This is a genomic window from Pseudomonas sp. 1D4 (assembly GCF_001728925.1).
Taxonomy (GTDB): domain Bacteria; phylum Pseudomonadota; class Gammaproteobacteria; order Pseudomonadales; family Pseudomonadaceae; genus Metapseudomonas; species Metapseudomonas otitidis.
Genome location: NZ_LXJQ01000009.1, coordinates 48,117 through 74,793, shown reverse-complemented (window position 1 = coordinate 74,793; position 26,677 = coordinate 48,117). Strand labels below are relative to the sequence as shown.

The following is a 26,677-nucleotide window of genomic DNA, read 5'->3' as shown; positions in this document are numbered from 1 at the left end:
TTCTTCAACGCGGTGCGCCGTGCTTACAGCCCGTTCTTGGCCTTGTACTCGCGGCGACGGCGGTGCAGCACCGGCTCGGTGTAGCCGTTGGGCTGCCGGGTGCCTTCGACCACCAGTTCCAGGGCGGCCTGGAAGGCGACGTTGTCGTCGAAGTTCGGTGCCATCGGGCGGTAGAGCGGGTCGCTTGCGTTCTGGCGGTCCACCACGGCGGCCATGCGCTTGAGGCTTTCCTCGACCTGCTCGCGGGTGATCACGCCGTGGCGCAGCCAGTTGGCCAGCAGCTGGCTGGAGATGCGCAGGGTGGCGCGGTCTTCCATCAGGCCGACGTCGTTGATGTCCGGCACCTTGGAGCAGCCGACGCCCTGGTCGATCCAGCGGACCACGTAGCCGAGGATGCCCTGGGCGTTGTTGTCCACTTCGTTCTTGATCTCCTCGGCGGTCCAGTCGGTGCTGGGGGCCAGGGGGATGGTCAGGATGTCGTCCACGGAGGCCGGGGTGCGCTTGGCCAGCTCGGCCTGGCGGGCGAACACGTCGACCTTGTGGTAGTGCAGCGCGTGCAGGGTGGCGGCGGTGGGGGAGGGGACCCAGGCGGTGTTGGCGCCGGAGAGCGGGTGGCCGATCTTCTGTTCCACCATCGCGGCCATCAGGTCCGGCATGGCCCACATGCCCTTGCCGATCTGCGCGCGGCCTTGCAGGCCGGTGGCCAGGCCGACGTCGACGTTGTTGTTCTCGTAGGAGCCGATCCACTTCTCGCTCTTCATGGCGGCCTTGCGCACCATGGCGCCGGCTTCCATGGAGGTGTGGATTTCGTCACCGGTGCGGTCGAGGAAGCCGGTGTTGATGAACACCACGCGCTCGGCGGTGGCCTTGATGCAGGCCTTCAGGTTGACGGTGGTGCGGCGCTCCTCGTCCATAATGCCGACCTTGAGGGTGTTGCGCGGCATGCCCAGCACGTCTTCGACGCGGCTGAAGATCTCGGTGGCGAAGGCGACTTCCTCCGGACCGTGCATCTTCGGCTTGACGATGTAGACCGAGCCGGTGCGGGTGTTCTTGCGGCTGGTGTTGCCGTTGAGGTTGTGCAGGGCGATGAGGCTGGTGAACAGCGCGTCCTGGATGCCCTCGGGCACTTCGTTGCCGGCGGCGTCGAGGATGGCCGGGTTGGTCATCAGGTGGCCGACGTTGCGCACGAACAGCAGGCTGCGGCCGTGCAGGGTCAGCTCGGAACCGTCGGCCTTGGTGTAGACGCGGTCGGGGTTCATGGTGCGGGTGAAGGTCTGGCCGCCCTTGCTGACTTCCTCGGCGAGGTCGCCCTTCATCAGGCCCAGCCAGTTGCGGTAGACGACGGTCTTGTCGTCGGCGTCGACGGCGGCGACGGAGTCCTCGCAGTCCATGATGGTGGTCAGGGCGGCTTCCATCAGCACGTCCTTGACGCCAGCGGCATCGGTTTGGCCGATGGGGCTGGTGGGGTCGATCTGGATCTCGAAGTGCAGGCCGTTGTGCTTGAGCAGCACGGCGGCGGGCTTGGCAGCGTCACCCTGGAAGGCGATGAACTGCGCGGCGTTCTTCAGGCCGGTCTCGCTGCCGTTCTTCAGGCTCACGGCGAGCTGGCCGTTCTTGACGGTGTAGGCGGTGGCGTCGACGTGGGAGCCGGACTCCAGCGGCGCGGCTTCGTCGAGGAAGGCGCGGGCGTAGGCGATGACCAGGTCACCACGGACCTTGTTGTAGCCCTTGCCCTTCTCGGCGCCGTTGGCTTCGCTGATCACGTCGGTGCCGTAGAGCGCGTCGTACAGCGAGCCCCAGCGGGCGTTGGCGGCGTTCAGGGCGAAGCGGGCGTTCATCACCGGCACCACCAGCTGCGGGCCGGCCATGCGGGCGATTTCTTCGTCGACGTTCTGGGTGCTGGCCTGGAAGTCGGCCGGTTCGGGCAGCAGGTAGCCGATTTCCTGCAGGAAGGCCTTGTAGGCCACGGCGTCATGGGTCTGGCCGGCACGGGCCTGGTGCCAGGCGTCGATCTTGGCCTGCAGTTCGTCGCGTTTGGCGAGCAGGGCTTTGTTCTTCGGCGCCAGGTCGTTGATGACCTTCTCCGCACCGGCCCAGAACGCGTCGGCAGCGATGCCGGTTCCGGGGATGGCTTCGTTGTTCACGAAGTCGAACAGGACTTTGGCGACCTGCAGGCCACCGACTTGAACGCGCTCAGTCATTGCTTGCCTCACTCTGCTCAATATCCGCTCTGGACCGTGCCTGAAAGCTTGTAGTCCGAGCCGCGGCATACTACATGAACCCGTCACAAAAAACAGGGTCGGGCGTCGCTATGCGACCGAAAAACCACTTACGGTCACTGCGGGGCAAGAATGTTCTCAAAAAACCGATAGATTGTTCCAGATAAATCTTCAAATCGTACACGATCACGATTTTCGCGGCGCTGCGACCCGGCGTCGCAGCATCTGAAAGCGTCATCAGCCACTACCTTCAGCTCTTTTCTATACTGCCTTCACTACATAAAAAGGAGCCCCACCAATGACGGTACGCGCTGCGACCGCCGCTGACCTGGATGAGCTGAGCCAGTTATTCAGTGGCTACCTGGACTTCTACCGGGTGCCCCGCCCGTTGCAGGAGATCCGCCGCTTCCTCGGCGAGCGCCTGGAGCGCGGCGATTCGGTGATCTTCGTCGACCGCGACGAGTCGGGGGATGCCTTGGGATTCGTCCAGCTTTATCCCTTCATGTCCTCCCTGGCGTTGGCGCCGGCCTGGCTGCTCAGTGACCTGTTCGTCGCCCCGTCGGCGCGCCGCCTGGGGGTGGGCGAACGGCTGATGAACGCCGCCCGCGCCCATGGCGAGGCCACCGGCGCCTGCGGCCTGCAGCTGGAAACCGCGCGGACCAACCTGGCCGGGCAGGCGCTCTACGAGCGGCTCGGCTACGTGCGGGACGAGGTGTACCTGACCTACTGGCTGAGCCTGGATCGCCGCTGAGCGACCCCGCACCAAGGAGACTGACATGCACCATCTCGTACTCACCGTGATCGCCGCCGACCAGCCCGGGCTGGTGGAACGCATCGCCCAGTGCATCGCCACCCACGGCGGCAACTGGCTGGAAAGCCGCATGGCGCGGATGGCTGGGCAGTTCGCCGGCATCCTGCGGGTGGCCGTGCCCGCCGAGGGCCAGGGCAAGCTGGTGGCGGGCCTGCAGGGGCTGGAGGCGCAGGGCATCCGCGTGATGCTGGCGGACAGCGGCGCCGAGCCGGCCAGCGGCTGGCAGACCATCCACCTGGAGCTGGTGGGCAATGACCGACCCGGCATCGTCCGCGACATCACCCACCTGCTGTCCCGCCACGGGGTCAACCTGGAGCAGTTGCAGACCGAGGTGGTGCCGGCGCCCATGAGCAGTGAGCCGTTGTTCCGCGCCGAGGCCACCCTGGCCGTGCCCTTGGCACTGTCGCTGGATGATCTGCAGGCGCAGTTGGAAACCCTGGCCGACGACCTGATGGTGGAACTGACGCTCAACGCCGACGGCTGAGGCTTACCCACGGAAAACCGGGGCAAGCCTGTGGACAAGTTGGGGATGCCCCGCTGCAAGCCTTGCCGGGCGAGGGATACAGGCGACTGGACGGAAACTGATCAGCTCGCCAGGCTTGTGCACATCCGCCGTGGACGGGGCTGTGGATAAGCTTGGGATCGACGGCTGCAGCCCCCGCCAGCAGAGGCTCGCAGCCCGTCGTTCACTCATTGCTCAACCCTGGTTGCGACGCAGGGTCATCCAGGCATCGACGCTGTAGATCGCCAGGCCGGCCCAGATGCAGCAGAAGGCCACCAGCTTGTTCGGGTCGAAGTGCTCGCCGAACAGGAAGATCGCCTGCAGCATCACCAGGGTCGGCGCCAGGTACTGCAGGAAGCCCAGGGTGGTGTACGGCAGGTGGCGGGCGGCGGCGTTGAAGCACACCAGCGGCACCAGGGTCACCGGGCCGGCGGCCACCAGCCAGAGGGCCTGCGGGTCGCTCCAGAACCCCGCCTGGCCGGTGCTGGCCTCCGGGTGCAGCAAGAGCCAGCCCAGGGCCAGCGGCAGCAGCAGCCAGGTCTCCACCACCAGGCCCGGCAGCGCAGCCACCGGGGCCTGCTTACGGATCAGCCCATAGAAACCGAAGGTCAGGGCCAGGGTCAGCGACACCCAGGGCAACGCGCCCACCTGCCAGATCTGCTGGGCCACGCCCACGGCCGCCAGGCCCACTGCCAGCCACTGCAGGCGGCGCAGGCGTTCGCCAAGGAGGAGCATGCCCAACAGCACGTTCACCAGCGGGTTGATGTAGTAGCCCAGGCTGGCTTCCAGCATCCGGCCGTTGTTCACCGCCCACACGTAGACCAGCCAGTTACTGGCGATCAGCAACCCGCTGGCGCCGAGGATGGCGAAGCGACGCGGGTTTTCGCGCAGTTCCCGCCACCAGCCCGGGTGCTTCCAGACCGCCAGCAGCACCGCGCCGAACAGGGCGGACCAGATGGCCCGGTGGGTGATGATCTCCAGTGCGGGGATGTGCTCGAGCAGTTTGAAGTACAGCGGGAAGAGTCCCCAGATGACATAGGCAGTCAGGCCCAGGGCATAGCCCCGGCGGGGATTGGCGGTGGCCATCAGGCGTCCTTGGTCGGGCAGGTTGAGGGAGGCGCGCCATTTTAGGGCGCGCGCCGGCGCTTGTCTGTGACGTTGCGGTGAGCACGGGGTTCCGCAGTGCCGTGGGAGGACGGTCGCGGCAATGCCGCCCGGCGGCTGGCACACTGCACGCCGGTTTCCCAAGGAGTGCGCCATGACCGTCGTCGAACGCTACCTGCAAGGCCTGGAGCAGGCCCTGCCCCCCGAGTCCCGTCAGCGCCTGGGCCAGGCGCTGGGGGCCACGCCGGCCCAGATGGAGGCCCTGCGCGCGGCTTATCCCCAGGTGTCCGGCAGCCTGCTGGCGCTGCTCCGGCGGATCAACGGCACCTACTGGCAGGGCCATGGCGGGGTGATGCTGCAGGAGCTGATCCTCGGCTCGGACGTGTTCGAGTACCCCTATTACCTGCTCTCGGTGGAGCAGATGCTCGCCGAGCGTCGCCGTACCGACAGCATCCTCCAGGTCTACGACGGCTACCTGGACGAGTTTCCGGAGCTGATCGGCGCCGGCATCGACCCGGCGCTGCCGATGGATCGCCGCCTGTGCTTTTCCCACTGCGTGAACAACGGCGGCACCTCGTTGCTGTACCTGGACTTCGACCCGGCGCCGGGCGGCACGGTGGGGCAGGTCGTGCGCTTCCTGCACGACCCCGATTCCTACGCGGTGATCGCGCCGAGTTTCGAGCGCTACCTCGAACAGTTGATGGAGGACGGCTACGCCTTCGTCTTCGACGAGGACGAGTGAGTTCCCTCAGAACAGCCTGAGCGGCTCCTCGTCCAGGGCCGCCAGTTGCTCGCGCAGGGTGAGCACCTGGTCGCCCCAGTAGCGTTCGCTGCCGAACCAGGAGAAGTGCATGGGGAAGGCCGGGTCGTCCCAGCGGCGGGCGATCCAGGCGCTGTGGTGCATCAGGCGCAGGGCCCGCAGGCCTTCGATCAGCGGCAGTTCGCGGCGGTCGAAGTCGTGGAATTCCTGGTAGCCGTCCATCAGCTCGGAGAGCTGCCCCAGCCGCTCCTGGCGTTCGCCGGCCAGCATCATCCACAGGTCCTGCACGGCGGGGCCCATGCGGCAGTCGTCGAGGTCGACGACGTGGAACACCTCGTCGCGGCACAGCAGGTTACCCGGGTGGCAGTCGCCATGCAGGCGGATGGGGGTGTAGCGCACCTCGGCGAACAGCTTGTCGAGGCGCTTCAGCAGGTCGCGGGCCACTGATTCGTAGGCCGGCAGCAAGCCCTTGGGGATGAAGCCACCTTCCAGCAGTGTCTCCAGCGAGGTGTGGCCGAAGTTGTCCACAGCCAGTTGCTCGCGGTGCTGGAACGGCCGGGTCGCGCCCACGGCATGCAGGCGGCCGAGCAACTGGCCGAGGCGATAGAGCTGGTCGAGATTGCCTGGCTCCGGGGCACGGCCGCCGCGACGGGGGAACAGGGCGAAGCGGAAGCCGGCGTGCTCGAACAGCGTTTCGCCTTCGCAGCGCAGGGGCGCCACCACCGGCACTTCGTGTTCCTCCAGCTCCAGGGTGAAGGCGTGCTCCTCGCGAATTGCTGCGTCGGTCCAGCGCTCGGGCCGGTAGAACTTGGCGATGAGCGGCGCGCTGTCCTCGATCCCCACCTGGTACACGCGGTTCTCGTAGCTGTTCAGCGCCAGCACCCGGGCATCGCTGAGGTAGCCCAGGCTCTCCACGGCATCCAGGACCAGGTCGGGGGTGAGGGCGTCGAAGGGATGGGACATGGGGCGGCTCCAGCGGATGGGCGCACAGTCTAGCGGGTCGCGCACCGGCCTGCCGAAACAGCCGGGCTAGAGTGCCGTGCCCAGCAGCACCTGGCCGGGGTCGAACAGCACCCGTGCCAGATGGCCGGGCTGCAGGTCGTCGTCGGCGAGGCGGGCCGGCTCGGCCAGGGCGCAGAGGGTCTGGCCGTTGCCCAGGGCGATGCGCACCTCGCTGGGACCTTCCGGGTCGGGGACGATGGCCTCGATCCGGCCCTCCAGGGCGTTCAGGTGGGCATCCACGGGCGCATGCAGCGGGCGCACCTCCAGCCAGCCGGCCTTCATCAGCGCGACCACGCCGACACCCAGGGCCAGCTCCAGCTTCTCGGTGCTGTCGTGGGTGATCTGCGCCTTCAGCCGGGCGCCGCCGGGCAGCTCCATTTCCACCAGGTCGTTGCGGCCGTGGGCCTGCAGGCCGATCACCTTGCCGCTGAGCTGGTTGCGGGCGCTGGTGCGCAGCATCAGGCGGCCCAGGCGCTCCAGGTCCTGTTCGTGCTCGGCGCTTTCCACCAGGCGTGCCTGCAGGCTTTCCAGGCGCTTGAACAGTGCCAGCAGACGCTCACCCTCGGCGGACAGGCGCGCGCCGCCGCCGCCCTTGCCCCCCACACTGCGCTCCACCAGCGGCTTTTCGGCGAGGTTGTTGAGCTCGTCGACGGCATCCCAGGCAGCCTTGTAGCTGAGGCCGGCTGCCTTGGCGGCGCGGGTGATGGAGCCCTGGATGGCGATCTGCTCCAGCAGCGCCATACGTTGGGGGCGGCGGGTCAGTTGCTGGGTGAGGGGGATGAACTGGCTCATGGTGGTCGGGGCCCGATGAACATGGCGCGCAGGCTGAGTGAGCAGGGCACGGTCGTCAAGCGCCTGTCAGGGCACGCTGCCCGGCTTGGGGGTGCGGGCCAGGCAGTAGACGTCCACCCGAGCGGCGCCGGCGCGCTTGAGCAGGCGGGCGAGGGCGTGGGCGGTGGTGCCGGTGGTCAGCACGTCGTCCACCAGGGCCAGGTGCAGACCGGCGGGGCGCGCGTGGGGGGCCAGGGTGAAGGCCCGGCGCAGGTTGCGCCGCCGGGTGGCGGCATCCAGCCCTTGCTGGGCCGGTGTGTCCAGGGTACGTAGCAGCCAGCCGGCCTCCACCTTCAGGCGCAGCGAGCGGCCGAGCCAGTCGGCGAGCATCTGCGCCTGGTTGAAGCCCCGCGCCCGCTGGCGTGCCCGTGCCAGGGGCACCGGCAGCAGCAGGTCCGGCAGCGGTTGCCGGGTGTGCCGCAGGTGGTCGGCGAACAGCTCCGCCAGCAGGCGCCCGGCAGGCCAGTCGGCACGGTGCTTGAAACGGGTGACCAGAGCGTCGAGGGGGAAGCCGTAGCGCCAGGGCATGCAGGCGCTGTCGAAGGCCGGTGGCCGCCGTTGGCATTCGCCGCAGAGCAGCCCGTCGGCCGGCAGGGGCAGGGCGCATTGGCGGCAATGCCCGGCCAGCCAGGGCAGGTCGAGCAGGCAGCCGGGGCAGATGGGGTGGATGTCATCGCCCCCCAGAGTGGCCAGGCACAGTTGGCAGCGAGCCTGGCTACGCGCCAGGCGGCGAAGCCGGTGGAGGAGTCCGTCCATGGTGGTCCTGCGGGGTCAGTGGATGAGCCAGCTCATCACCACCAGGCCAAGCAGGGTGAGGATGAGGCCGCTGATGATGCCCTTCCTCGCCAGGGCGCGGATGCCGGACACCAGCAGCATCAGTCCGATGAACAGCACGATGAAGCTGAACAGCGAGGTATCCATTCCGATGGCCCGTGCCAGACCGTGGAAGAAGTCGTCCATTGCCGACCAGATGCCGCCGAGCAGCCCGGAGAGCAGGTCGACGATGAAGCGGATGGCGCGGCCAAGCGCCTCGCCGAGCCAACCGAAGAAACCTTCTGTGTCCATGGTGGGTCCTTGAGTGGGGGGGAGTCCGCCATTGGATTCGCAGCGGCGACAAGGGTTCTGTTGGTTGTTATTTGCTCACTTGTAAACCTGTGTCTCAAATCTGGTTGACAGCGTCGAAGCCGAAATTAAGATGCCCCTTAGCCTGAACGCCCGGCCCACCGGCCCGGGCCACTCCGACAAGAGGCGCCATCCAAGCGTCGTAGGAACCCTTCCCATGAGTGCAACCGCCGCCATCGCTACCCGCCACGACTGGACCCTCGCCGAGGTGAAGGCACTGTTCCAGCAGCCGTTCAACGACCTGCTGTTCCAGGCCCAGACCGTGCACCGCGCGCACTTCGACCCGAACCGCGTTCAGGTCTCCACTCTGCTCTCCATCAAGACCGGCGCCTGCCCGGAAGACTGCAAGTACTGCCCGCAGTCCGGCCACTACAACACCGGCCTGGACAAGGAAAAGCTGATGGAAGTGCAGAAGGTGCTGGAGGCGGCCGCCGAGGCCAAGGCCATCGGCTCGACCCGCTTCTGCATGGGCGCGGCGTGGAAGCATCCCTCGGCCAAGGACATGCCCTACGTGCTGGAGATGGTGAAGGGCGTGAAGAAGCTCGGCCTGGAGACCTGCATGACCCTCGGTCGCCTGGACCAGGAGCAGACCCGGGCGCTGGCTGATGCCGGCCTGGACTACTACAACCACAATCTCGATACCTCGCCGGAGTTCTACGGCAACATCATCACCACCCGCACCTACAGCGAACGCCTGCAGACCCTGGCCTACGTGCGCGAAGCGGGGATGAAGATCTGCTCCGGCGGCATCCTTGGCATGGGCGAGTCGCTGGACGACCGCGCCGGCCTGCTGATCCAGTTGGCCAACCTGCCGGAACACCCCGAGTCGGTGCCGATCAACATGCTGGTGAAGGTCAAGGGCACGCCCCTGGCCGAGGAACAGGACGTCGACCCGTTCGACTTCATCCGCACCCTGGCCGTGGCGCGGATCATGATGCCGAAGTCCCATGTACGCCTTTCCGCCGGGCGCGAGCAGATGAACGACCAGATGCAGGCCCTGGCCTTCATGGCCGGCGCCAACTCGATCTTCTACGGCGAGAAGCTGCTGACCACAGCCAACCCCCAGGCGGACAAGGACATGCAACTGTTCGCCCGTCTCGGCATCAAGCCCGAGGAGCGCGAGGAACACGCCGACGAGGTGCACCAGGCCGCCATTGAGCAGGCCCTGGTGGAGCAGCGCGATTCGCAACTGTTCTACAACGCCGCCTTGGCCTGACGTTCGCCCGGTGGCGGGTGCTTGCGCCCGCCACACCGTGCAATCCGAGTCCCCCATAGGGCAGGTGCGCCGCCGTTGGCCGCCTGCCCGCTGCCGGTGAGCCATTGCGATGCCTTTCGATCTCGCCTCCCGCCTTGCCGCCCGCCGTGCGGAAAACCTCTACCGCCAACGCCCGCTGCTGGAAACGCCCCAGGCGCCCGAGGTGGTGGTGGATGGCCGGCCGATGCTGGCCTTCTGTTCCAACGACTACCTGGGCCTAGCCGACCACCCCGAGGTGAAGGCTGCCTTCATGCGCGGTGTCGAGCGCTGGGGAGCAGGCGGCGGCGCCTCGCACCTGGTGATCGGCCACAGCGGCCCGCACCACGACCTGGAACTGGCCCTGGCCGAGTTCACCGGGCGGCCGCGGGTGCTGCTGTTCTCCACCGGCTACATGGCCAACCTGGGCGCCGTGACCGCGTTGGTGGGCAAGGGCGATACCGTGCTAGAGGACCGCCTCAACCACGCCTCGTTGCTGGACGCCGGGCTGCTCTCCGGGGCGCGTTTCTCCCGCTACCTGCACAACGACGTCGCCAGCCTCGAGGGCCGGCTGGAGAAGGCCGAGGGCAACACCCTGGTGGTGACAGACGGTGTGTTCAGCATGGACGGTGACCTGGCCGACCTGCCCGGCCTGTGCGCCGCCGCCCGCGCCCGGGGCGCCTGGGTGATGGTGGACGACGCCCACGGCTTCGGGCCCCTTGGTGCCCAGGGCGGCGGCATTGTCGAGCACTTCGGCCTGGGCCTGGAGGATGTGCCCGTGCTGGTGGGCACCCTGGGCAAGGGCTTTGGCACCGCCGGTGCCTTCGTGGCCGGCAGCGACGACCTGATCGAGAGCCTGATCCAGTTCGCCCGGCCGTACATCTACACCACCAGTCAGCCGCCGGCGGTGGCCTGCGCGACTCTGAAGAGCCTGGAGTTGCTGCAGCGCGAGCATTGGCGCCGCGAGCACCTTAATGCGCTGATCCGCCGCTTCCGCGAAGGGGCTGCGAAGATCGGCCTGGACCTGATGGACAGTCCCACGCCGATCCAACCGATCCGGGTGGGCGACAGCGCCCGTGCGCTGCGGCTTGCGGCCCTGCTGCGCGAGCGCGGGCTGCTGGTTGGGGCGATCCGCCCGCCCACGGTGCCGGTCGGTGCTGCACGCCTGCGAGTGACGCTCAGTGCCGCCCACAGCGAGGCGCAGGTGGAACGCCTGCTGGTGGCGTTGTCCGAAAGCTGGAAGCTGCTGACCGAAGAAGGACATCCCGATGCGTGACCGCCTGATCCTCATCCCCGGCTGGGCCCTGGGCCCGGCTGCGCTCGAACCCCTGCGTGACGCCCTGGCCGAGCGCGCCCCGCACCTGGCGGTGCAGATTCAGCCGTTGCCGGAGCTGGACGACCCGGCCGCCTGGCTCGACGAGCTGGATGCGCGCCTGCCCGGCGATAGTTGGCTGGCGGGCTGGTCCCTGGGCGGCATGCTGGCCGCCGAATTGGCCGCGCGGCGGGATACGCACTGCCGGGGCCTGATCGGGCTGGCTGCCAATGCCTGTTTCCGCACCCGTGACGATTGGCCGAGCGCCATGCGGGCCGAGGTGTTCGGCGACTTCGAGGAGGCTTTCGGGCTCGACCCGGAGCTGACCCTCAAGCGCTTCCGCCTGCTGGTCAGCCAGGGCGCGCGGGACCCGCGCACCCTGGCGCGGCAGTTGCAGGTGACGCAGCCGGCCACCGAGCCGGCGATCCTCGCGGCGGGCCTGCAGCTGCTGGCCGAGCTGGATACCCGCGCCGCCCTGGGGCGCTTTACCGGGCCTCAACTGCACCTCTTCGCTGGGCGCGACGCCTTGGTCCCTGCCTCGGCGGCCGATGCCCTGCTGGAGGAGCTGCCGGACGTGGAGGTGTCGGTGATCCCCGAGGCCAGCCACGGCTTGCCGGTGGAGTGTGCGGATGCCGTTGCAGCGGCGGTGCTGGCGTTCATGTTCGAAGGTGACGATGTCTGAATTCCCCGTACCACCCGTGCCCGGCCTGCCGGACAAGCGCCAGGTGGCGGCGTCCTTCTCTCGTGCCGCCGCCAGCTACGACGCTGTGGCCGGCCTGCAGCGTCAGGTCGGTGCCGACCTGCTGGCGAGCCTGCCGGAAGGTTTCGAACCGCAGCGCTGGCTCGACCTGGGCTGCGGGACGGGGCACTTCTCCCGCCAACTGGCAGAACGCTTCCCCCGTGCCCAGGGCCTGGCCCTGGACCTGGCCGAGGGCATGCTTCGGCACGCTCGCCCGTTGGGCGGGGCGTCACACTTCATCGCCGGTGACGCCGAGCATCTGCCGCTGGCCGACGCCGGCCTGGACCTGGTGTTCAGCAGCCTGGCCGTGCAGTGGTGCGAGGACTTCCCGGCGGTACTGGCGGAGGCGCGGCGGGTGCTTCGCCCCGGTGGCCTGCTGGTGTTCAGCAGCCTCTGCGTCGGTACCCTGCAGGAGCTGCGCGACAGTTGGCGCGAAGTGGACGGTTTCACCCATGTGAACCGCTTCCGTGCCTTCACCCACTATCAGGCACTGTGCGCCGACAGTGGGTTGCAGGTGCTGCAACTGGAGCGCCGCCCCCATGTGCTGCACTTCCCCGACTTGCGCCAGCTGACCCACGAACTGAAGGCGCTGGGGGCTCACAACCTCAACCCCGGGCGTCCTGGCGGCCTGACCGGGCGAGCCCGCATGCGGGCGCTGGTCGATGCCTACGAACAACAGCGCGAGGCCCAAGGGTTGCCGGCGACCTACCAGGTCGTCCACGGCCTGCTGCGCAAGGAGACCTGAATGGGTACTGCCTTTTTCATCACCGGGACCGACACCGAGATCGGCAAGACCACCATCGCCTGTGGCCTGCTCCAGGCCGCCCGTCATGCCGGGCTGAGCACCGCCGCTGCAAAGCCGGTGGCCTCCGGCTGCGAACGGACCGCCCAGGGGCTTCGCAACAGCGATGCCCTCGGCCTGCTGGCGGGCTGCAGCCTGCCGCTGCGCTACGAAGAGGTGAATCCCTTCCCCTTCGAACCGGCCATCGCCCCGCACCTGGCGGCACGTGAGGCGGGTGTGCAGCTTGATGTCGAAGCGCTGGCCGGGCCGGTCAGCGCGGTGCTGGCGCGCAACGCCGACTTCACCCTGGTGGAGGGCGCAGGGGGTTGGCGCGTGCCCCTGACAGGTCGGGAGAACCTGTCGGACCTGGCGGTGCGCCTGGGCCTGCCGGTCATCCTGGTGGTGGGCGTGCGCCTGGGATGCATCAACCACGCCGTACTGAGTGCCGAGGCGATCCAGCGGGACGGCCTGGTGCTGGCGGGTTGGGTGGCCAATATCGTCGACCCGGCCACTTCGCGGCTGGAGGAGAACCTCGCGACCCTCGCCGAGCGCCTGCCTGCCCCGTGCCTTGGGCGGGTGCCGCGCCTTGAGGTGCCGTCAGCCGAGGTCGTTGCCGCACATCTGGACCTGCATCCGCTGAAGCTGCCGCTATAAGCCGCCGGTCGTCCATCGCGTTTTGTTTGTACGTTTTTTAAGCGGCATCTGCTTCAATTACGTCGTGGTTCCCCTGGTTCGAGGTTGACGATGGAAATCTCAGGCAGTGCATTCAGTTACGGGCTCAACGCCCTTCAATCCGGTCAGCAGCGTATCGACAAGGCCGCGTCGGACATCGCCAGTGCGCCCGTTCAACGGTCGTCCGATGTACCAGCCGCCCGCTCCCAAGGCGGTCCGGACGAAAGCAGCAGTGCCGACCTGGCTTCCAACCTGGTGGATTTGGACGTCGGCAAGTACCAGGCCCTGGCAGGCGCGAACGTCGTGAAAACGGCCGACGAACTGCTTGGCACCCTGGTCGATACCAAGGCTTGAGCCCCGGTCTCCCCATCTTCGCGGCGGAGGCCGGTGAGCGGGCTCAGGCGCGGAGGGCCTTATGCGGATCGACAGTGCGGCTCTCGATCCCCTCATCAGCTTCACTCGTTCCCGTTCATCAACGGTGGCGACTGGAGCATCCCTCGATACGGCCCTCGAAAAACCCAGCCGCTCCTCCGGTTCCCCCTCGCGCACCTCTGATCAGGGCTCTTCCCGCGCCAGTACCGAGCTGACCCAGGAAGAGCGGGAGCGCGTTAGCGAACTGATCAGCATCGATCGCAAGGTGCGCGCCCATGAGCAGGCTCATGCCTCCGTTGGCGGGCGCTATGCCAGTGCTCCCCGGTACGACTTCGAACGCGGACCCGATGGCCTTGCCTATGCCGTCGGCGGTGAGGTGCGCATCGACTCCAGCCCTGTGGCCAACGATCCCGAGGCCACCCTCATCAAGATGGACATTGTGCAGCGTGCCGCCCTGGCTCCCGTCGACCCCTCTGCGGAGGACCGCCAGGTGGCGGCACGGGCTGCCGGTTATGCCGCCGAAGCTCGGGTCGAGCTCGCCCGGTTACGCCTGGAGGAGGCGAACGGTGGGCGCAGTGCGGTTGCGGCGTCGTCGTCCGGCGCTGCCAGCACCTCCGGCGACCTTCGCCTCTACGCCCGGATTTCCCAGACAGAGCAAGCGCCGGCCTTGCTGGACACGCGTGCCTGATAACAGGGCGTGGATGCTTGACAAGGGTCAGTGCGAAACGTATGTTTCAAACACCTGTTTGATTGCGGGCGGCACCCTGCAGCCGGCAACGACTACCGTGAAGTTGTAAGCGACCGATTCACCGGTCACCTAACTAGGAACCACCGTAGAGGTTTACCGCTATGCCTGATTACAAGGCCCCCTTGCGTGATATCCGCTTCGTTCGCGATGAACTGCTTGGCTACGAAGCGCACTATCAGAGCCTGCCTGGCTGCCAGGACGCCACCCCGGACATGGTCGACGCCATCCTCGAGGAAGGCGCCAAGTTCTGTGAGCAGGTGATCGCTCCGCTGAACCGCGTCGGTGATACCGAAGGCTGCACCTGGTCCGCCGAGGGTGTTAAGACCCCGACCGGTTTCAAGGAAGCCTACAAACAGTTCGTCGAAGGCGGCTGGCCGAGCCTGGCCCACAACGTCGAGCACGGTGGCCAAGGCCTGCCGGAATCCCTGGGCCTGGCCATCAGCGAGATGGTCGGTGAAGCCAACTGGGCGTGGGGCATGTACCCCGGCCTGTCCCACGGCGCGATGAACACCATCGAGCAGCACGGCACCGACGAGCAGAAGCATACCTACCTGACCAAGCTGGTTTCCGGTGAGTGGACCGGCACCATGTGCCTCACCGAGCCGCATTGCGGCACCGACCTGGGCATGCTGCGCACCAAGGCCGAGCCCCAGGCCGATGGCACCTACAAGGTGTCCGGCACCAAGATCTTCATCTCCGCTGGTGAACACGACATGGCCGACAACATCGTCCACATCGTGCTGGCTCGCCTGCCCGATGCCCCTGCGGGCACCAAGGGCATCTCCCTGTTCATCGTGCCGAAGTTCATGCCGACCGCCGAAGGCGGCGTCGGTGCACGCAACGCCGTGACCTGTGGCTCCATCGAGCACAAGATGGGTATCCACGGCAACGCCACCTGCGTGATGAACTTCGACGGCGCCACCGGTTTCCTGATCGGCCCGGCGAACAAGGGCCTGAACTGCATGTTCACCTTCATGAACACCGCTCGCCTGGGTACCGCGCTGCAAGGCCTGGCCCACGCCGAGATCGGTTTCCAGGGTGGCATCAAGTACGCCCGCGAGCGTCTGCAGATGCGCTCCCTGACTGGCCCGAAAGCGCCGGACAAGGCTGCTGACCCGATCATCGTCCACCCGGACGTGCGTCGCATGCTGCTGACCATGAAGGCCTTCGCCGAAGGCAACCGCGCCATGGTGTACTTCACCGCCAAGCAGGTGGACATCGTCAAGTACAGCCAGGACGAGGAAGAGAAGAAAGCCGCCGACTCCCTGCTGGCCTTCCTGACCCCCATCGCCAAGGCCTTCATGACCGAAGTCGGCTTCGAAGCCGCCTCCCACGGCATGCAGATCTACGGTGGCCACGGCTTCATCAGCGAGTGGGGCATGGAGCAGAACCTGCGTGACTGCCGCATCTCCATGATGTACGAGGGCACCACCGGCGTTCAGGCGCTCGACCTGCTGGGCCGCAAGATCCTCATGACCCAGGGCGAAGCGCTGAAGGGCTTCACCAAGATCGTCCACAAGTTCTGCCAGGCCAACGAGAGCAACGAAGCCGTCAAGGAGTTCGTCGAGCCGCTGGCCAAGCTGAACAAGGAGTGGGGCGAAGTCACCATGAAGGTCGGCATGGCCGCCATGAAGGACCGCGAGGAAGTCGGTGCCGCTTCGGTGGACTACCTGATGTACTCCGGCTACGCCTGCCTGGCCTACTTCTGGGCCGACATGGCTCGCCTGGCTGCCGAGAAACTGGCTGCCGGCGAAGGCGACGCTGCCTTCTACAAGGCCAAGCTGCAGACCGCGCGCTTCTACTTCAAGCGCATCCTGCCGCGTACCCGCACCCACGTGGAAACCATGCTGTCCGGCGCCAGCAACCTCATGGACCTGGCCGAAGAAGACTTCGCCCTGGGCTACTGAGTTCTGCGCGTACTGAAGGAGCCCGCCTTTCGGCGGGCTTCTTCATTTCCGGTCCCCTGCCGGGCACCGTGCGTCGTCCGGCCGAGTGCCAGTGACCGGCGGAAGTGCCATCATATGGCCTGCTTTCCAACCAGCCGGACTCAGACGCGTGCGGACACTCCCGTCATTCCGCTTCAGCCATTTCCTGCCGCCGCTGGCCCTGGTGCTCGGCGGTGCGGTGGCGGGGACCCTGGCGGACATGAGCGAGTTCTTCGTCTCCCTGTTCAACGTCCTGCCCACCCTGCTGCTGCTGCTCGGCGGCTCGTTCTGCGCCGCCTATGGGCGCCTTCGCCAGCTCTTCCTGCTGGCATCGATCTACATCGGTTACTACCTGCTGGACACCCAGGTCGACTACTTCCAGGCCGAGCGCGTGGTGCGGGAGGATGCGGCCCTGGTCTTCCACCTCACCAGCCTGGTGCTGCCGCTGTTGTTCGGCCTGTTCGGCTCCTGGCAGGAGCGCACCCACCTGCTGCAGGACTTCGTCGCCCGCAGCGCCGTCCTGCTGGCCACCCTCGGCGTCGTCATGGCCTTGGGGCGGAGCTACCCCGAGGCGATGCTGGCCTTCGTCACCCCCGTGCGCTGGCCGTTGCTGCACGGCAGTTGGATGAGCCTGGTGCAGCTCTCCTACTTCACCTTCGTCATTGCCCTGCTGGCCCTCGGCATCGCCTACCTGCGCCAGCCCCGACCGCAGCACGCCGCCCAGGTGATCGCCCTGGCGGGGCTCTGGTGGATGCTGCCGAAGGTGTTCATCCTGCCCCACGCCCTGCATGCGATGACCAGCCTGACCATGCTCGCCCTGACCGCCTCGGTGGCCCACGAGGCCTACCAGATGGCCTTCCGCGACGAACTGACCGGCCTGCCGGGGCGTCGCGCACTCAATGAACGGCTGCAGCGGCTGGGGCGCAACTACGTGCTGGCCATGACCGACGTGGACCACTTCAAGAAGTTCAACGACACCTACGGCCACGATGTCGGCGACCAGGTGCTGCGCATGGTCGCCAGCCAACTGCGGCGGGTCGGCGGGGGCGGCAAGGCCTACCGCTACGGCGGCGAGGAATTCACCATCGTCTTCGCCGGCAAGAGCATGGAAGAATGCCAGCCCCACCTGGAGGCCGTGCGCGAGGCCATCGAGCGTTATGCCCTGCACCTGCGTGACCGCGACAGCCGGCCGAAGAGCGACCAGCAGGGGCGTGCCAAGCGCGGTGCGGCGGCGGCCCAGAGCGTCTCGGTGACCATCAGCATCGGCGTGGCCGAACGCGACGCTGAGCAGCGCACCCCGGAAGAGGTGATCAAGGCCGCCGACCAGGCGCTGTACAGCGCCAAGAGCGCCGGGCGCAACCGCGTCTTCCTCCACGGCCAGGCGCGTCGGGGCGCCGTGCGGGTACGCCAGCCGGCCACCTGAACGGCCGGTTATGGCGCTGCATTCAGCGCCCGCAGCGTCGTTGTCGAGGGGGCGCCCAGCCATTAGGGTCCGGAGGATTGGCGCCGAGCCTGGCGCAGCCAAGGAGACCCTGCCATGCCCGAGTACAAGGCCCCCCTGCGCGACATGCGCTTCCTCACCGACGAGCTGTTCGACTTCCCCGCCACCTACACCGCCATCGGCGCCAGCGATGCCAGCCCCGACATGGTCGCCGCGATCCTCGAAGAGGGCGCCAAGTTCTGCGAGCAGGTGCTCTCGCCGCTGAACCGTTCCGGTGACGAAGAGGAGTGCCAGTGGAAGGATGGCGTGGTCACCACGCCCAAGGGCTTCAAGGAAGCCTTCGCCCAGTACGTCGAGGGCGGCTGGAACGGCCTCTCCGCCGATCCCACCTACGGTGGCCAGGGCCTGCCGCATTCCCTCGGGCTGATCGTCAGCGAGATGGTCGCCTCGGCCAACCAGTCCTGGGCCATGTACCCGGGCCTGACCCATGGCGCCATGTCCGCCATCCATGCCCATGGCAGCGAAGAACAGAAACAGACCTACCTGACCCGCCTCACCGAAGGCCGCTGGACCGGCACCATGTGCCTGACCGAGCCCCACTGCGGCACCGACCTCGGCATCATCAAGACCCGCGCCGTACCCCAGGCCGATGGCAGCTATGCCATCTCCGGCACCAAGATCTTCATCTCCGCCGGCGAGCACGACATGAGCGAGAACATCGTTCACCTCGTCCTGGCCAAGCTGCCCGACGCCCCTGCCGGCACCAAGGGCATCTCCCTGTTCATCGTGCCCAAGTTCCTGCCCCGGGGAGACGGCATCGGCGAGCGCAACGCCGTGTCCTGCGGCTCCATCGAACACAAGATGGGCATCAAGGCCTCCGCCACCTGCGTGATGAACTTCGATGGCGCCACCGGCTTCCTCATCGGCGAGGCCAACAAGGGCCTGAACTGCATGTTCACCATGATGAACCACGCCCGCCTGGGCACCGGCATGCAGGGCCTCTGCCTCGGCGAGGCCAGCTACCAGGGCGCCGTGCGCTACGCCACCGAGCGCCTGCAGATGCGTGCCCTGACCGGGCCCAAGGCGCCGGACAAGCCCGCCGACCCGATCATCGTCCACCCGGACGTACGCCGCATGCTGCTGACCATGCGCGCCTTCAACGAGGGCAACCGCGCCCTGGCCTACTTCACGGCCCAGCAACTGGACATCGCCCACGGCGCCGAAAGCGCCGAAGAGCGCGAGCAGGCCGAGAACCTGCTGGCCTTCCTCACCCCCATCTGCAAGGCCTTCATGACCGAGACCGGCCTCGAAGCCACCAACCTCGGCATGCAGGTGTTCGGCGGCCACGGCTACATCCGCGAGTGGGGCATGGAGCAACTGGTGCGCGACTGCCGCATCGCCCCCATCTACGAGGGCACCAACGGCATCCAGGCCCTCGACCTGCTGGGCCGCAAGGTCCTGGGTAGCCAGGGCAAGCTGCTGATGGGCTTCACCAAGCGTGTCCACCAGTTCTGCCAGGCCCAGGCCGAGCACCCGCAACTCAAGGCCCAGGTAGCACAACTGGCCGACCTCAATCGCCAGTGGGGCGAACTGACCCAGCGCATCGGCATGGCGGCGATGAAGAATCCCGATGAAGTCGGCGCCGCGTCCGTGGACTACCTGATGTACAGCGGCTACATCGTGCTGGCCTACTTCTGGCTGCAGATGGCAGTGGTCGCTCGCCAACAACTGGACGCCGGCACCGGCGAAGCCGCCTTCTACGAAGCGAAGCTGCTCACCTGCGACTTCTACTTCAAGCGCCTGTTGCCTCGCACTGCCGCTCACAAGGCTGCGGCCGAAGCCGGCAGCGACTGCCTGATGGCCCTCTCCGCCGAGCAGTTCGCCCTCTGATTGCCTATCGTCAGAGCGACCGGGCCCGCCGCGTGCGGGCCTTTTCGCAAAGGTTAAGTTATGTGACCGGAATATTTTATATGGTCACGCGCTGACCCTATGTGTCTGTCGAGTTGTTCGGATACACTGCCGGCCTGTTCCGTGAAACCGGCCTGACCGGCCACCTGAGAGTTCCTGCGAGGTTTGCACATGGCTGACTACAAAGCGCCCCTGCGCGATATGCGCTTCGTCCTCAATGAAGTCTTCGACGTCGCCAAGCTCTGGTCCGAAATGCCAGCCCTGGCCGAGGTGGTCGATGCCGAAACCGCGTCGGCGATCCTGGAAGAGGCCGGCAAGGTCACCAGCGGCGTCATCGCACCGCTGAACCGTTCCGGTGACGAAGAAGGTTGCCAGTGGAACGACGGCCGCGTGAGCACCCCGGCCGGCTTCCCCGAGGCTTACCGCACCTACGCCGAAGGTGGCTGGGTCGGCGTCGGTGGCGACCCGGTGTTCGGTGGCATGGGCATGCCCAAGGTCATATCCGCCCAGGTAGAAGAGATGGTGAACTCCGCCAACCTGTCCTTCGGCCTCTACCCGATGCTGACCGCTGGCGCCTGCCTCTCCATCAACGCCCACGCCAGCGAAGAGCTGAAGCAGAAATACCTGCCGAACATGTACGCCGGCACCTGGGCGGGCTCCATGTGCCTCACCGAGCCCCATGCCGGTACCGACCTCGGCATCATCCGCACCAAGGCCGAACCCCAGGCCGACGGCAGCTTCAAGATCACCGGCACCAAGATCTTCATCACCGGCGGTGAGCACGACCTGACCGAGAACATCATCCACTTGGTGCTGGCCAAGCTCCCCGACGCACCGGCCGGTCCCAAGGGCATCTCCCTGTTCCTGGTGCCCAAGGTGCTGGTGAACGAAGACGGCTCCCTCGGCGAGAAGAACAGCCTGTCCTGCGGCTCCATCGAGCACAAGATGGGCATCAAGGCCTCCGCCACCTGCGTGATGAACTTCGACGGCGCCACTGGCTGGATCGTCGATGCGCCGAACAAGGGCCTGGCCGCGATGTTCACCATGATGAACTACGAGCGCCTGGGCGTCGGCATCCAGGGCCTGGCCACCGGCGAGCGTTCCTACCAGAGCGCCATCGAATACGCCCGCGAGCGTATCCAGAGCCGCGCCCCGACCGGCCCGGTCGCCAAGGACAAGGCCGCCGACCCGATCATCGTCCACCCGGACGTGCGCCGCATGCTGCTGACCATGAAAGCCTTCAACGAAGGTGGCCGTGCGTTCTCCAGCTACGTGGCCCTGCAACTGGACACCGCCAAGTACAGCGAGGACCCGGTGGTGCGCAAGCGCGCCGAGGAACTGGTCGCCCTGCTCACCCCGGTGGCCAAGGCCTTCCTGACCGACCTCGGCCTGGAAACCACCGTCCACGGCCAGCAGGTCTTCGGCGGCCACGGCTTCATCCGCGAGTGGGGCCAGGAGCAACTGGTACGCGACTGCCGCATCACCCAGATCTACGAAGGCACCAACGGCATCCAGGCCCTGGACCTCGCCGGCCGCAAGGTGGTGGGCAGTGGAGGCGCGTTCTACAAGCACTTCGCCGATGAGGTGAAGGCCTTCGCCAACGGCGCGTCGGCTGAGCTGGCCGAGTTCACCGAGCCGCTGAAGGCCGCCATCGCCAACCTGGACGACCTCACCGCCTGGCTGCTGGAAAGCGCCAAGACCAACCCCAACGAGATCGGCGCCGCCTCCGTGGAGTACCTCCAGGTGTTCGGCTACACCGCCTATGCCTACATGTGGGCGCTGATGGCCCGCGCCTCCCTGGGCAAGGAAGGCCAGGACGAGTTCTATGCCAGCAAGCTTGGCACCGCGCGCTTCTACTTCGCCCGCCTGCTGCCGCGTATCCACTCCCTGACCGCCTCGGTCAAGGCCGGCAGTGACTCGCTCTACCTGCTGGACGCCGCGCAGTTCTAAGGCGCAGCGTGAATGAAAAAGCCCCGCCTTGGCGGGGCTTTTTCATAGCCGCGCCAAGGGGCGCCTGATCCATTCCGGCAGCAACGGCCCCCGGCGCCGGAAGGTCGCCTCCAGCTCCTCCAGCCCAATGCGGCGCGCCGTGGCCGTCGGCGCCAGGGCTGCTCGCAAGGCGCGCCAGGTTCCCAGGGGCAAGACACCGGGGGCTTCCAGTTGCCGGTGGCAGTGCTGCTCCAGGGCCTGGCGGGCGTCCAGCCGGCCATAGGGGTGGCGCCCCGTCGCCAGTTCGTAAAGCACGCAGGCCAGTGCGTAGAGGTCGCTGGAGGGGCTCGGCCTGTCGCCGTCGAGCAGCTCCAGGGCGGCGTAGCGGGGCGTCCAGGCGCCGATCCGTTCCCGCGCCAGGGCGGGTAGGCCGCCGTCGGCATGGGCCAGGCCGAAGTCGAACAGCCGTGGTCCCGCGTCGGTGAGTATCACGTTGCTCGGCTTCAGGTCGCCATGCACCACGCCGCAGTGGTGAGCGTGGGCGACGGCGCCGAGCAGCGGTACGGCGATTTCACGCAGCTCCGGCCAGGGCAGCCCGGTCGGGCGATCGCAGAGCAGGTGGTCCAGGGGCAGGCCCTTGAGCAGCTCCTGGGTGATGAAGGCACGGCAGCAGGCCGTGTCCACCTCGAATGCATACAGGCGGACGATGGCCGGGTGGCGCAAGCGCACCGCCAGGGCGTACTCGCTGTAGAGCAGCGTGCTGGCATCGGGGATGGTGGCGAACTCCTCGTTCAGCAGCTTCACCGCCACCCAGGGCGCCGGTTCACCGAATTGTTCCCATAGCAGGTCCCGCGCCCGGTACACCGAGCCCATGCCGCCGATGCCCAGCAGGCGCTCCAGGCGGTAGCGTCCGTTGAGCACGGCCGGCAGTTCGCCGAGGCCGACTGCCGGGGCGACGGGACGGGCGAGGCCCACATGCGCCGCCGGCGCGGGAGCCTGGCGTGGCTTGCGGCGGCGCTTGGTCCGGCTCATCGGCGCGCCACCACGGCAGTGAGGTTGTCCGGGGCCGTCCCCAGCAGGGCCTGCTCGAAGAGCTGTTCCAGGGTGGCGACGGGCGAGGCGAGGCTGAGCGCCCGGCTCAGGTCGACCTCGTCCAGCTCGCGGTACAGCCCGTCACTGCAGAGCAGGAAGGTGTCGCCGGGGTGCAGCTCCAGCTCCAGCACATCCAGGGCGAAGTCGCCGTCACCGCCCAGGGCACGGGTCAGGGCATGGGCGGATGGGTGGCGGCCGGCCTGTTCCGGGCTCATGCCCTGGTCCTCGATCAGCTCGCGTAGCAGTGAATGGTCGCGGGTGAGCTGGTAGAGGCAGCCCCAGCGCCACAGGTAGCAGCGGCTGTCGCCGGCCCACACGCAGGCGGCGCGACTGCCCTCCACCAGCAGGGCGGCCACTGTGCTGCCCATGATCCGCCGCTGGCCGTCGGTGACGGTGAGTTCGTCCGCCAGTCTGCGGTTCAGCCAGTGCAGATGGCGGCGCAACTGCTGCAAGCGGTTGGCGAAGTCGCCCGTGGCAGGCAACTCGGCCAGGCTCTCCACCACCAGGCGGCTGGCGCGGTCGCCGGCGTGGTGGCCGCCCATGCCGTCAGCCACCACCCACAGGCCCTGGTCCGGGCTGTCCAGGAAGGCGTCCTCGTTGCGTGCCCGCACCTTGCCAGGGTGGGTGCGGGCAGCGCTGGTCCAGGTTGCGCCTGGCATCAGAGACTCACCGGCAGGCGGAAGGCACGCAGCATGCCCAGGTCGAAGGGGTTCGGTGAACGCTGGCTCTGCACCAGGTAGTGAGCCCGCAGCCCGTCCACTTCCGCCTTGAGCATCAGCACGTCGCGGCCGCTGTGGTACTCGGTCTGCATCTGGTCGAAGAGGCGGAACAGCGACCAGGGGCCGGTGTTGCGCTCGACGCCGATGCGCCGCCCACTGAGCTCCTCCAGCACCAGGCTGCTGCGCCCTTCCTCGGCCTCGGTGGGCCACTTGAAGGACATGGGCACGATGGGCCCATGGCGGTACTCCATGAGCCGGTCGCCGAAGCGGAACTCCGCGCGGCTCAGGGCCGGATCGATGGAGTAAGGCTCCAGGCGGAATCGCACCTGCGGCTCGTTGGGGTTGTCGGCGAAGAAGCTCAGGCGGATGGCCTGGGCGTTGGCCATCTGGTCGAGGAAACCGCGGGCGATGGGCAGGCTGCCGCCGTCCACCGAGCGCACGCGGTACTCACCGGGCGTGCCGATCACGAAGGGCTTGAGGTAGGTGTCGAAGAAGCGATCCGCCAGGCCCTGGGTCTTGAAGAACTCGCGGAAGTCGCTCAAGGCGACGTCGCTGTGGCTGCGCGGGTTGAACGGATAGCGCTTGTCCAGGGCCTTCAGGTAGAAGCCGTACAGCTCGCTCTGGTAGCGCTGGTTGAGGTACTGGTGGGCGCCGCTGAGGATCAGGTGCCAGCTTTCCCCCGCCATCATCGCCAGCCAACCGCCAATCGGCTGGGGCAGCCGCGAGGCGCTGCTGCGCAGGTTGGCCAGGGCATCGCTCTGGCCGCCCATGCGGTTGCGCGCGAGGTCGAAGGCGGCCTGCTCCGGCTGGCTGGAGCGGGCCAGCGTGGCCAATTGCAGCTGCAGCTCGTTGAGCGCCCGCATGACCGGGACCAGGTCGGCTGCGGCACCGCCGTTGTCGTCCAGCAACAGGTGCAGGGCTTCGAAGCGGCGCTCCATGGTCAGTCGCGCGGTGTCCGGCAGGTTGCTGGCCAGGGCGTCCCGGGCCTTCTCCGCGACGGCGGCGACCTTGCCCAGGGCGCCATCGGCCTTGGCCCCGTCGGCAGGTGCCTCGGCGGTGGCGTCGGCGATGCCGGGCAGGCGGGTGTGCTCGCGCACCTCCACCAGCAGTTGCAGCAGCGGCGAGTTGGCTGCGGTCAGCCCGGCCAGTTGCTCGGCGCCCTGGTAGGTGTCCAGCAGGGGCTCCAGCTTCAGGCGGTTGATCGCCTCGCTCCAGTGGTTGGCGTAGTCGCGGAAGTACAGCTGCTGCAGCTCGACCATCAGGCGGCCGAGGTCCTGCACGCTGAGGTTGCCGCCTTCGCCCATCACCCAGTTGTCCCGCAGCAGCTCACGCACCGTGGGTAGGCCCTTGGCGGAAAAGAACTGCTGGTAGCCCTGGCGGGTGTAGAACCCCGGGATGCGGTAGTCGGTGCCGGAGAACAGCGCGCCCTGCGGTCCCACGCGCTGGGCGAAGCTGTACTCCGGCAGGCTGCGGGCCTGGTCGCGGAGTACGCGGTAGACCACGGCTGCCAGGGATTCGCTGCGCAGGCGCTGGCGGGCCTGGGCCACCAGGGGCTCGTTCAGCGGGTGGACGAAGGGGCGCGCCAGCAGGCGGTCGAGGTGCTCGGTCAGCGCGGCCTGGGTCGCGGCATCGCCGCCGTAGCGCAGCGACCATTCGGCCTGCAGCTGGCTCTTGAGGAAGGCGGCGTCGCGCCGCTCCGGCAGGTTCAGCATGAGGTAGGCACGCAGGCTGGCCAGCAGGCGTTCGCGGTTGCCCAGGCTGGCGCGTACCTGGCCCTCCAGGCTGGTGGCGATGCGCGGCAGCAACTGCTGCTCCAGGGCGCGGCCGTAGGCGTCGTCGAGTACGGGTTGGCTGCGTCCGCCCTGGTAGAGCCCGTTGTGTTCCAGCAGCGAGCGCTCGGCGGCACTGGGGAAGACGCGGGTGGCAGCGAAGCTGTGGTCCAGCAGCGTAAGGGCGGCGCGGGCGTCTTCGCGAGGGTCGAGCAGGGCCTGTTGGGTCTCGATCACCCGACCATGGTCGCGCACGGCCTCCAGGCGCTGGTGGTTGCTGCTGAAGCCCGCCGCCCAGGCCAGGCCGAACAGCGCCACGCAGCCGAACGCGCTGGCGTAGAGCCCGCGCTGGCCCCAGTCGATGCGGCGCTTTTCGCGCGGATCGAGCCCGGCCAGGTCGGCCTCCGGGAAGATCACCTGGCTGAACAGTTGGTGGATGAAGCGCGCACGCCCCCCGCGCAGGGTGGGCAGGGCACTGCTGCGCAGGCCCAGGTTGGCGCCGACCCGGGCGGTGCTTTCGTCCAGCTCCTGGAGCAGATGCGGCGCGCTGGTGAAGTAGAAACCGCGCAGCAGGCTGGCGCGCTGGTAGCGGTTGCCGGTGAAGGCCATGTCGATGAACACGCACAGCGGCTCGCCGATCCGCCCGAGCTGGGTGGGGAAGTCGAGGATGCGCCCCCGGCGGCCGGTGTCCCGCTCCTGGTGCATGCGGGTGATGACCTGGCTGGTGAGGCGCCGCAGCAAGGCTTCGAACTCCTGGCGCACCACCTGGCCGCTGGTGCCGTTCTGCCCCTCGCGGAAGGTGGCGCCGAGGACCTGGTCGCTTTCCTCGCGGGAGAGGTGGTCGAAGAACTCTTCGAAGCCGGGCAGGGTATCGGCTTTGCCGAGCACCAGGTAGACGGGCACTTCCGCATGCAGGCGCTGGTGGATCTCCTGGAGGCGCTTGCGGACCTGCCGTGCCAGGTCGTCCAGGGCCTGCTCGTCGCCGCTCGTCAGCAGGTCGATGGGCAGGTTGACGATCACGCCATTGAGCGGGCGGGTGCGACGGCGCTTGCGCAACAGGGCCAGCAGACTGTTCCAGGCGCCGCCGTCCACCTCCGGGTCGCCCTGGGTGAGGTAGCGCCCGGGGCTGTCGATCAGCACGCCCTGCTCGGCGAAGTACCACTCGCAGTAGCGGGTGCCGTGGGTGTCGCGGGTGAGGGTGCGGTCGTTCTGGTTGAGCGGCAGGTCCAGGCCGGAGAAGTCCAGCAGGGTGGTCTTGCCACTGCCCTGGGGGCCCAGTACCAGGTACCAGGGCAGGTCGCGGCGGCGCTGTTCGCCCTGGCCCTTGTACAGGCTGGAGCGCTGCACGGTACGCAGTGCGTCCTTGAAGCGGGCGGCGAGTTCGCGTTGTTCCTCGCTGGCCTCCTCCTCACGGCGCAGTTGCTCCTGGCCGTCCTCGGTGGCTTGCTGCGCCTCGCGCTTGCGGGTACCCCGCCAGGTGCTGAAGACGATGAACAGCCCCCAGCAGAGGAACAGCACGGCGATGCTCAGCAGTCGGCTGCCGGCGTCTTCCCACGGCTTGTGATCGGCGATGCCGAGCAGGGGCCCGGCGAACCACACCAGCAGGGCCAGCATCAGCACCAGCAGCAGGCTCCAGACCCAGGTCCGGCGCAACACGGCGCCGAGCTTTTTGAAGAAATCTTTCATGA

23 protein-coding genes are annotated in these 26,677 nt (G+C 67.7%); 14 read left to right on the top strand and 9 right to left on the bottom strand.

What is annotated here, in order from left to right; translation table 11 throughout:
* Window positions 1-23: 23 nt before the first annotated feature.
* Entirely contained in the window at window positions 24-2,201 is a 2,178-nt protein-coding gene (locus A7D27_RS07135; protein WP_069564479.1) for a malate synthase G, read from the bottom strand.
* Window positions 2,202-2,517: 316 nt separating this feature from the next.
* Here A7D27_RS07135 and A7D27_RS07125 point away from each other — a divergent pair, with 316 nt between their 5' ends.
* Window positions 2,518-2,970: a GNAT family N-acetyltransferase gene (locus A7D27_RS07125; protein ID WP_069564477.1), complete on the top strand. Its 453-nt coding sequence runs from the start codon at window positions 2,518-2,520 to the stop codon at window positions 2,968-2,970.
* A 25-nt stretch (window positions 2,971-2,995) separates the two neighbouring features.
* Window positions 2,996-3,514 (top strand): glycine cleavage system protein R, encoded by a 519-nt coding sequence (locus A7D27_RS07120; protein ID WP_069559084.1) that lies wholly within the window; start codon window positions 2,996-2,998, stop codon window positions 3,512-3,514.
* 213 nt (window positions 3,515-3,727) lie between these two features.
* On the opposite strand, the gene rarD is transcribed toward A7D27_RS07120, so the two are convergent.
* The gene (rarD, locus tag A7D27_RS07115; RefSeq protein ID WP_069559083.1) at window positions 3,728-4,618 is read right to left on the bottom strand and encodes an EamA family transporter RarD; all 891 of its coding nucleotides are present in this window, start codon (window positions 4,616-4,618) and stop codon (window positions 3,728-3,730) included.
* 172 nt (window positions 4,619-4,790) lie between these two features.
* On the opposite strand from rarD, the gene A7D27_RS07110 reads away from it, so the two are divergent.
* On the top strand, window positions 4,791-5,378 hold the full coding sequence (locus A7D27_RS07110; RefSeq protein WP_069564476.1) for an SMI1/KNR4 family protein: 588 nt from the start codon (window positions 4,791-4,793) through the stop codon (window positions 5,376-5,378).
* A gap of 6 nt (window positions 5,379-5,384) precedes the next feature.
* On the opposite strand, the gene A7D27_RS07105 is transcribed toward A7D27_RS07110, so the two are convergent.
* From A7D27_RS07105 to A7D27_RS07090, 4 genes are all read right to left on the bottom strand, one after another.
* Window positions 5,385-6,359, bottom strand: a complete 975-nt coding sequence (locus A7D27_RS07105; protein WP_069559081.1) for a serine/threonine protein kinase — start codon at window positions 6,357-6,359, stop codon at window positions 5,385-5,387.
* 66 nt (window positions 6,360-6,425) lie between these two features.
* Complete coding sequence (locus A7D27_RS07100) at window positions 6,426-7,190, bottom strand: TOBE domain-containing protein (protein WP_069559080.1); 765 nt, start codon at window positions 7,188-7,190, stop codon at window positions 6,426-6,428.
* A gap of 66 nt (window positions 7,191-7,256) precedes the next feature.
* Window positions 7,257-7,985: a ComF family protein gene (locus tag A7D27_RS07095; protein WP_083265551.1), complete on the bottom strand. Its 729-nt coding sequence runs from the start codon at window positions 7,983-7,985 to the stop codon at window positions 7,257-7,259.
* Between the two features lie 15 nt (window positions 7,986-8,000).
* Window positions 8,001-8,294 carry a hypothetical protein gene (locus A7D27_RS07090; RefSeq protein WP_069564475.1) on the bottom strand — a complete coding sequence of 98 codons (294 nt, stop codon included), beginning with the start codon at window positions 8,292-8,294 and terminating at the stop codon, window positions 8,001-8,003.
* Between the two features lie 214 nt (window positions 8,295-8,508).
* Here A7D27_RS07090 and bioB point away from each other — a divergent pair, with 214 nt between their 5' ends.
* The 11 genes from bioB (at window position 8,509) to A7D27_RS07035 (ending at window position 21,430) form a co-directional block, all read left to right on the top strand.
* The gene (bioB, locus tag A7D27_RS07085) at window positions 8,509-9,567 is read left to right on the top strand and encodes a biotin synthase BioB (protein WP_069564474.1); all 1,059 of its coding nucleotides are present in this window, start codon (window positions 8,509-8,511) and stop codon (window positions 9,565-9,567) included.
* 109 nt (window positions 9,568-9,676) lie between these two features.
* Window positions 9,677-10,858 (top strand): 8-amino-7-oxononanoate synthase, encoded by a 1,182-nt coding sequence (bioF, locus tag A7D27_RS07080; protein WP_069564473.1) that lies wholly within the window; start codon window positions 9,677-9,679, stop codon window positions 10,856-10,858.
* Window positions 10,851-11,576: an alpha/beta fold hydrolase gene (locus A7D27_RS07075; protein WP_069564472.1), complete on the top strand. Its 726-nt coding sequence runs from the start codon at window positions 10,851-10,853 to the stop codon at window positions 11,574-11,576. Before bioF ends, A7D27_RS07075 begins: the two co-directional genes overlap by 8 nt.
* A complete protein-coding gene (bioC, locus tag A7D27_RS07070) occupies window positions 11,569-12,378 on the top strand; it encodes a malonyl-ACP O-methyltransferase BioC (RefSeq protein ID WP_069559074.1) in 810 nt (269 codons plus the stop codon). The genes A7D27_RS07075 and bioC overlap by 8 nt, the downstream gene beginning before the upstream one ends.
* Window positions 12,379-13,068, top strand: a complete 690-nt coding sequence (bioD, locus tag A7D27_RS07065; RefSeq protein ID WP_069559073.1) for a dethiobiotin synthase — start codon at window positions 12,379-12,381, stop codon at window positions 13,066-13,068.
* A 90-nt stretch (window positions 13,069-13,158) separates the two neighbouring features.
* A complete protein-coding gene (locus A7D27_RS07060; protein ID WP_069559072.1) occupies window positions 13,159-13,440 on the top strand; it encodes a hypothetical protein in 282 nt (93 codons plus the stop codon).
* A 61-nt stretch (window positions 13,441-13,501) separates the two neighbouring features.
* Window positions 13,502-14,146, top strand: a complete 645-nt coding sequence (locus tag A7D27_RS07055) for a putative metalloprotease CJM1_0395 family protein (protein ID WP_069559071.1) — start codon at window positions 13,502-13,504, stop codon at window positions 14,144-14,146.
* 161 nt (window positions 14,147-14,307) lie between these two features.
* Window positions 14,308-16,113 (top strand): phenylacyl-CoA dehydrogenase, encoded by a 1,806-nt coding sequence (locus A7D27_RS07050; protein ID WP_044411932.1) that lies wholly within the window; start codon window positions 14,308-14,310, stop codon window positions 16,111-16,113.
* Window positions 16,114-16,261: 148 nt separating this feature from the next.
* Entirely contained in the window at window positions 16,262-17,554 is a 1,293-nt protein-coding gene (locus A7D27_RS07045; protein ID WP_069564471.1) for a diguanylate cyclase, read from the top strand.
* A 114-nt stretch (window positions 17,555-17,668) separates the two neighbouring features.
* Entirely contained in the window at window positions 17,669-19,462 is a 1,794-nt protein-coding gene (locus A7D27_RS07040) for an acyl-CoA dehydrogenase C-terminal domain-containing protein (RefSeq protein ID WP_069564470.1), read from the top strand.
* 189 nt (window positions 19,463-19,651) lie between these two features.
* A complete protein-coding gene (locus A7D27_RS07035) occupies window positions 19,652-21,430 on the top strand; it encodes an acyl-CoA dehydrogenase C-terminal domain-containing protein (protein WP_069559067.1) in 1,779 nt (592 codons plus the stop codon).
* A gap of 42 nt (window positions 21,431-21,472) precedes the next feature.
* Here A7D27_RS07035 and A7D27_RS07030 read toward each other — a convergent pair whose 3' ends face one another.
* From A7D27_RS07030 to tssM, 3 genes are read right to left on the bottom strand one after another with little or no spacing between them, the layout of a single operon-like run.
* Window positions 21,473-22,441 (bottom strand): serine/threonine-protein kinase, encoded by a 969-nt coding sequence (locus A7D27_RS07030; protein WP_069564469.1) that lies wholly within the window; start codon window positions 22,439-22,441, stop codon window positions 21,473-21,475.
* Window positions 22,438-23,163 carry a PP2C family serine/threonine-protein phosphatase gene (locus tag A7D27_RS07025; protein WP_069559234.1) on the bottom strand — a complete coding sequence of 242 codons (726 nt, stop codon included), beginning with the start codon at window positions 23,161-23,163 and terminating at the stop codon, window positions 22,438-22,440. The genes A7D27_RS07030 and A7D27_RS07025 overlap by 4 nt, the downstream gene beginning before the upstream one ends.
* Window positions 23,160-26,675, bottom strand: a complete 3,516-nt coding sequence (tssM, locus tag A7D27_RS07020; RefSeq protein ID WP_069564468.1) for a type VI secretion system membrane subunit TssM — start codon at window positions 26,673-26,675, stop codon at window positions 23,160-23,162. Before tssM ends, A7D27_RS07025 begins: the two co-directional genes overlap by 4 nt.
* Between the last annotated feature and the right edge of the window lie 2 nt (window positions 26,676-26,677).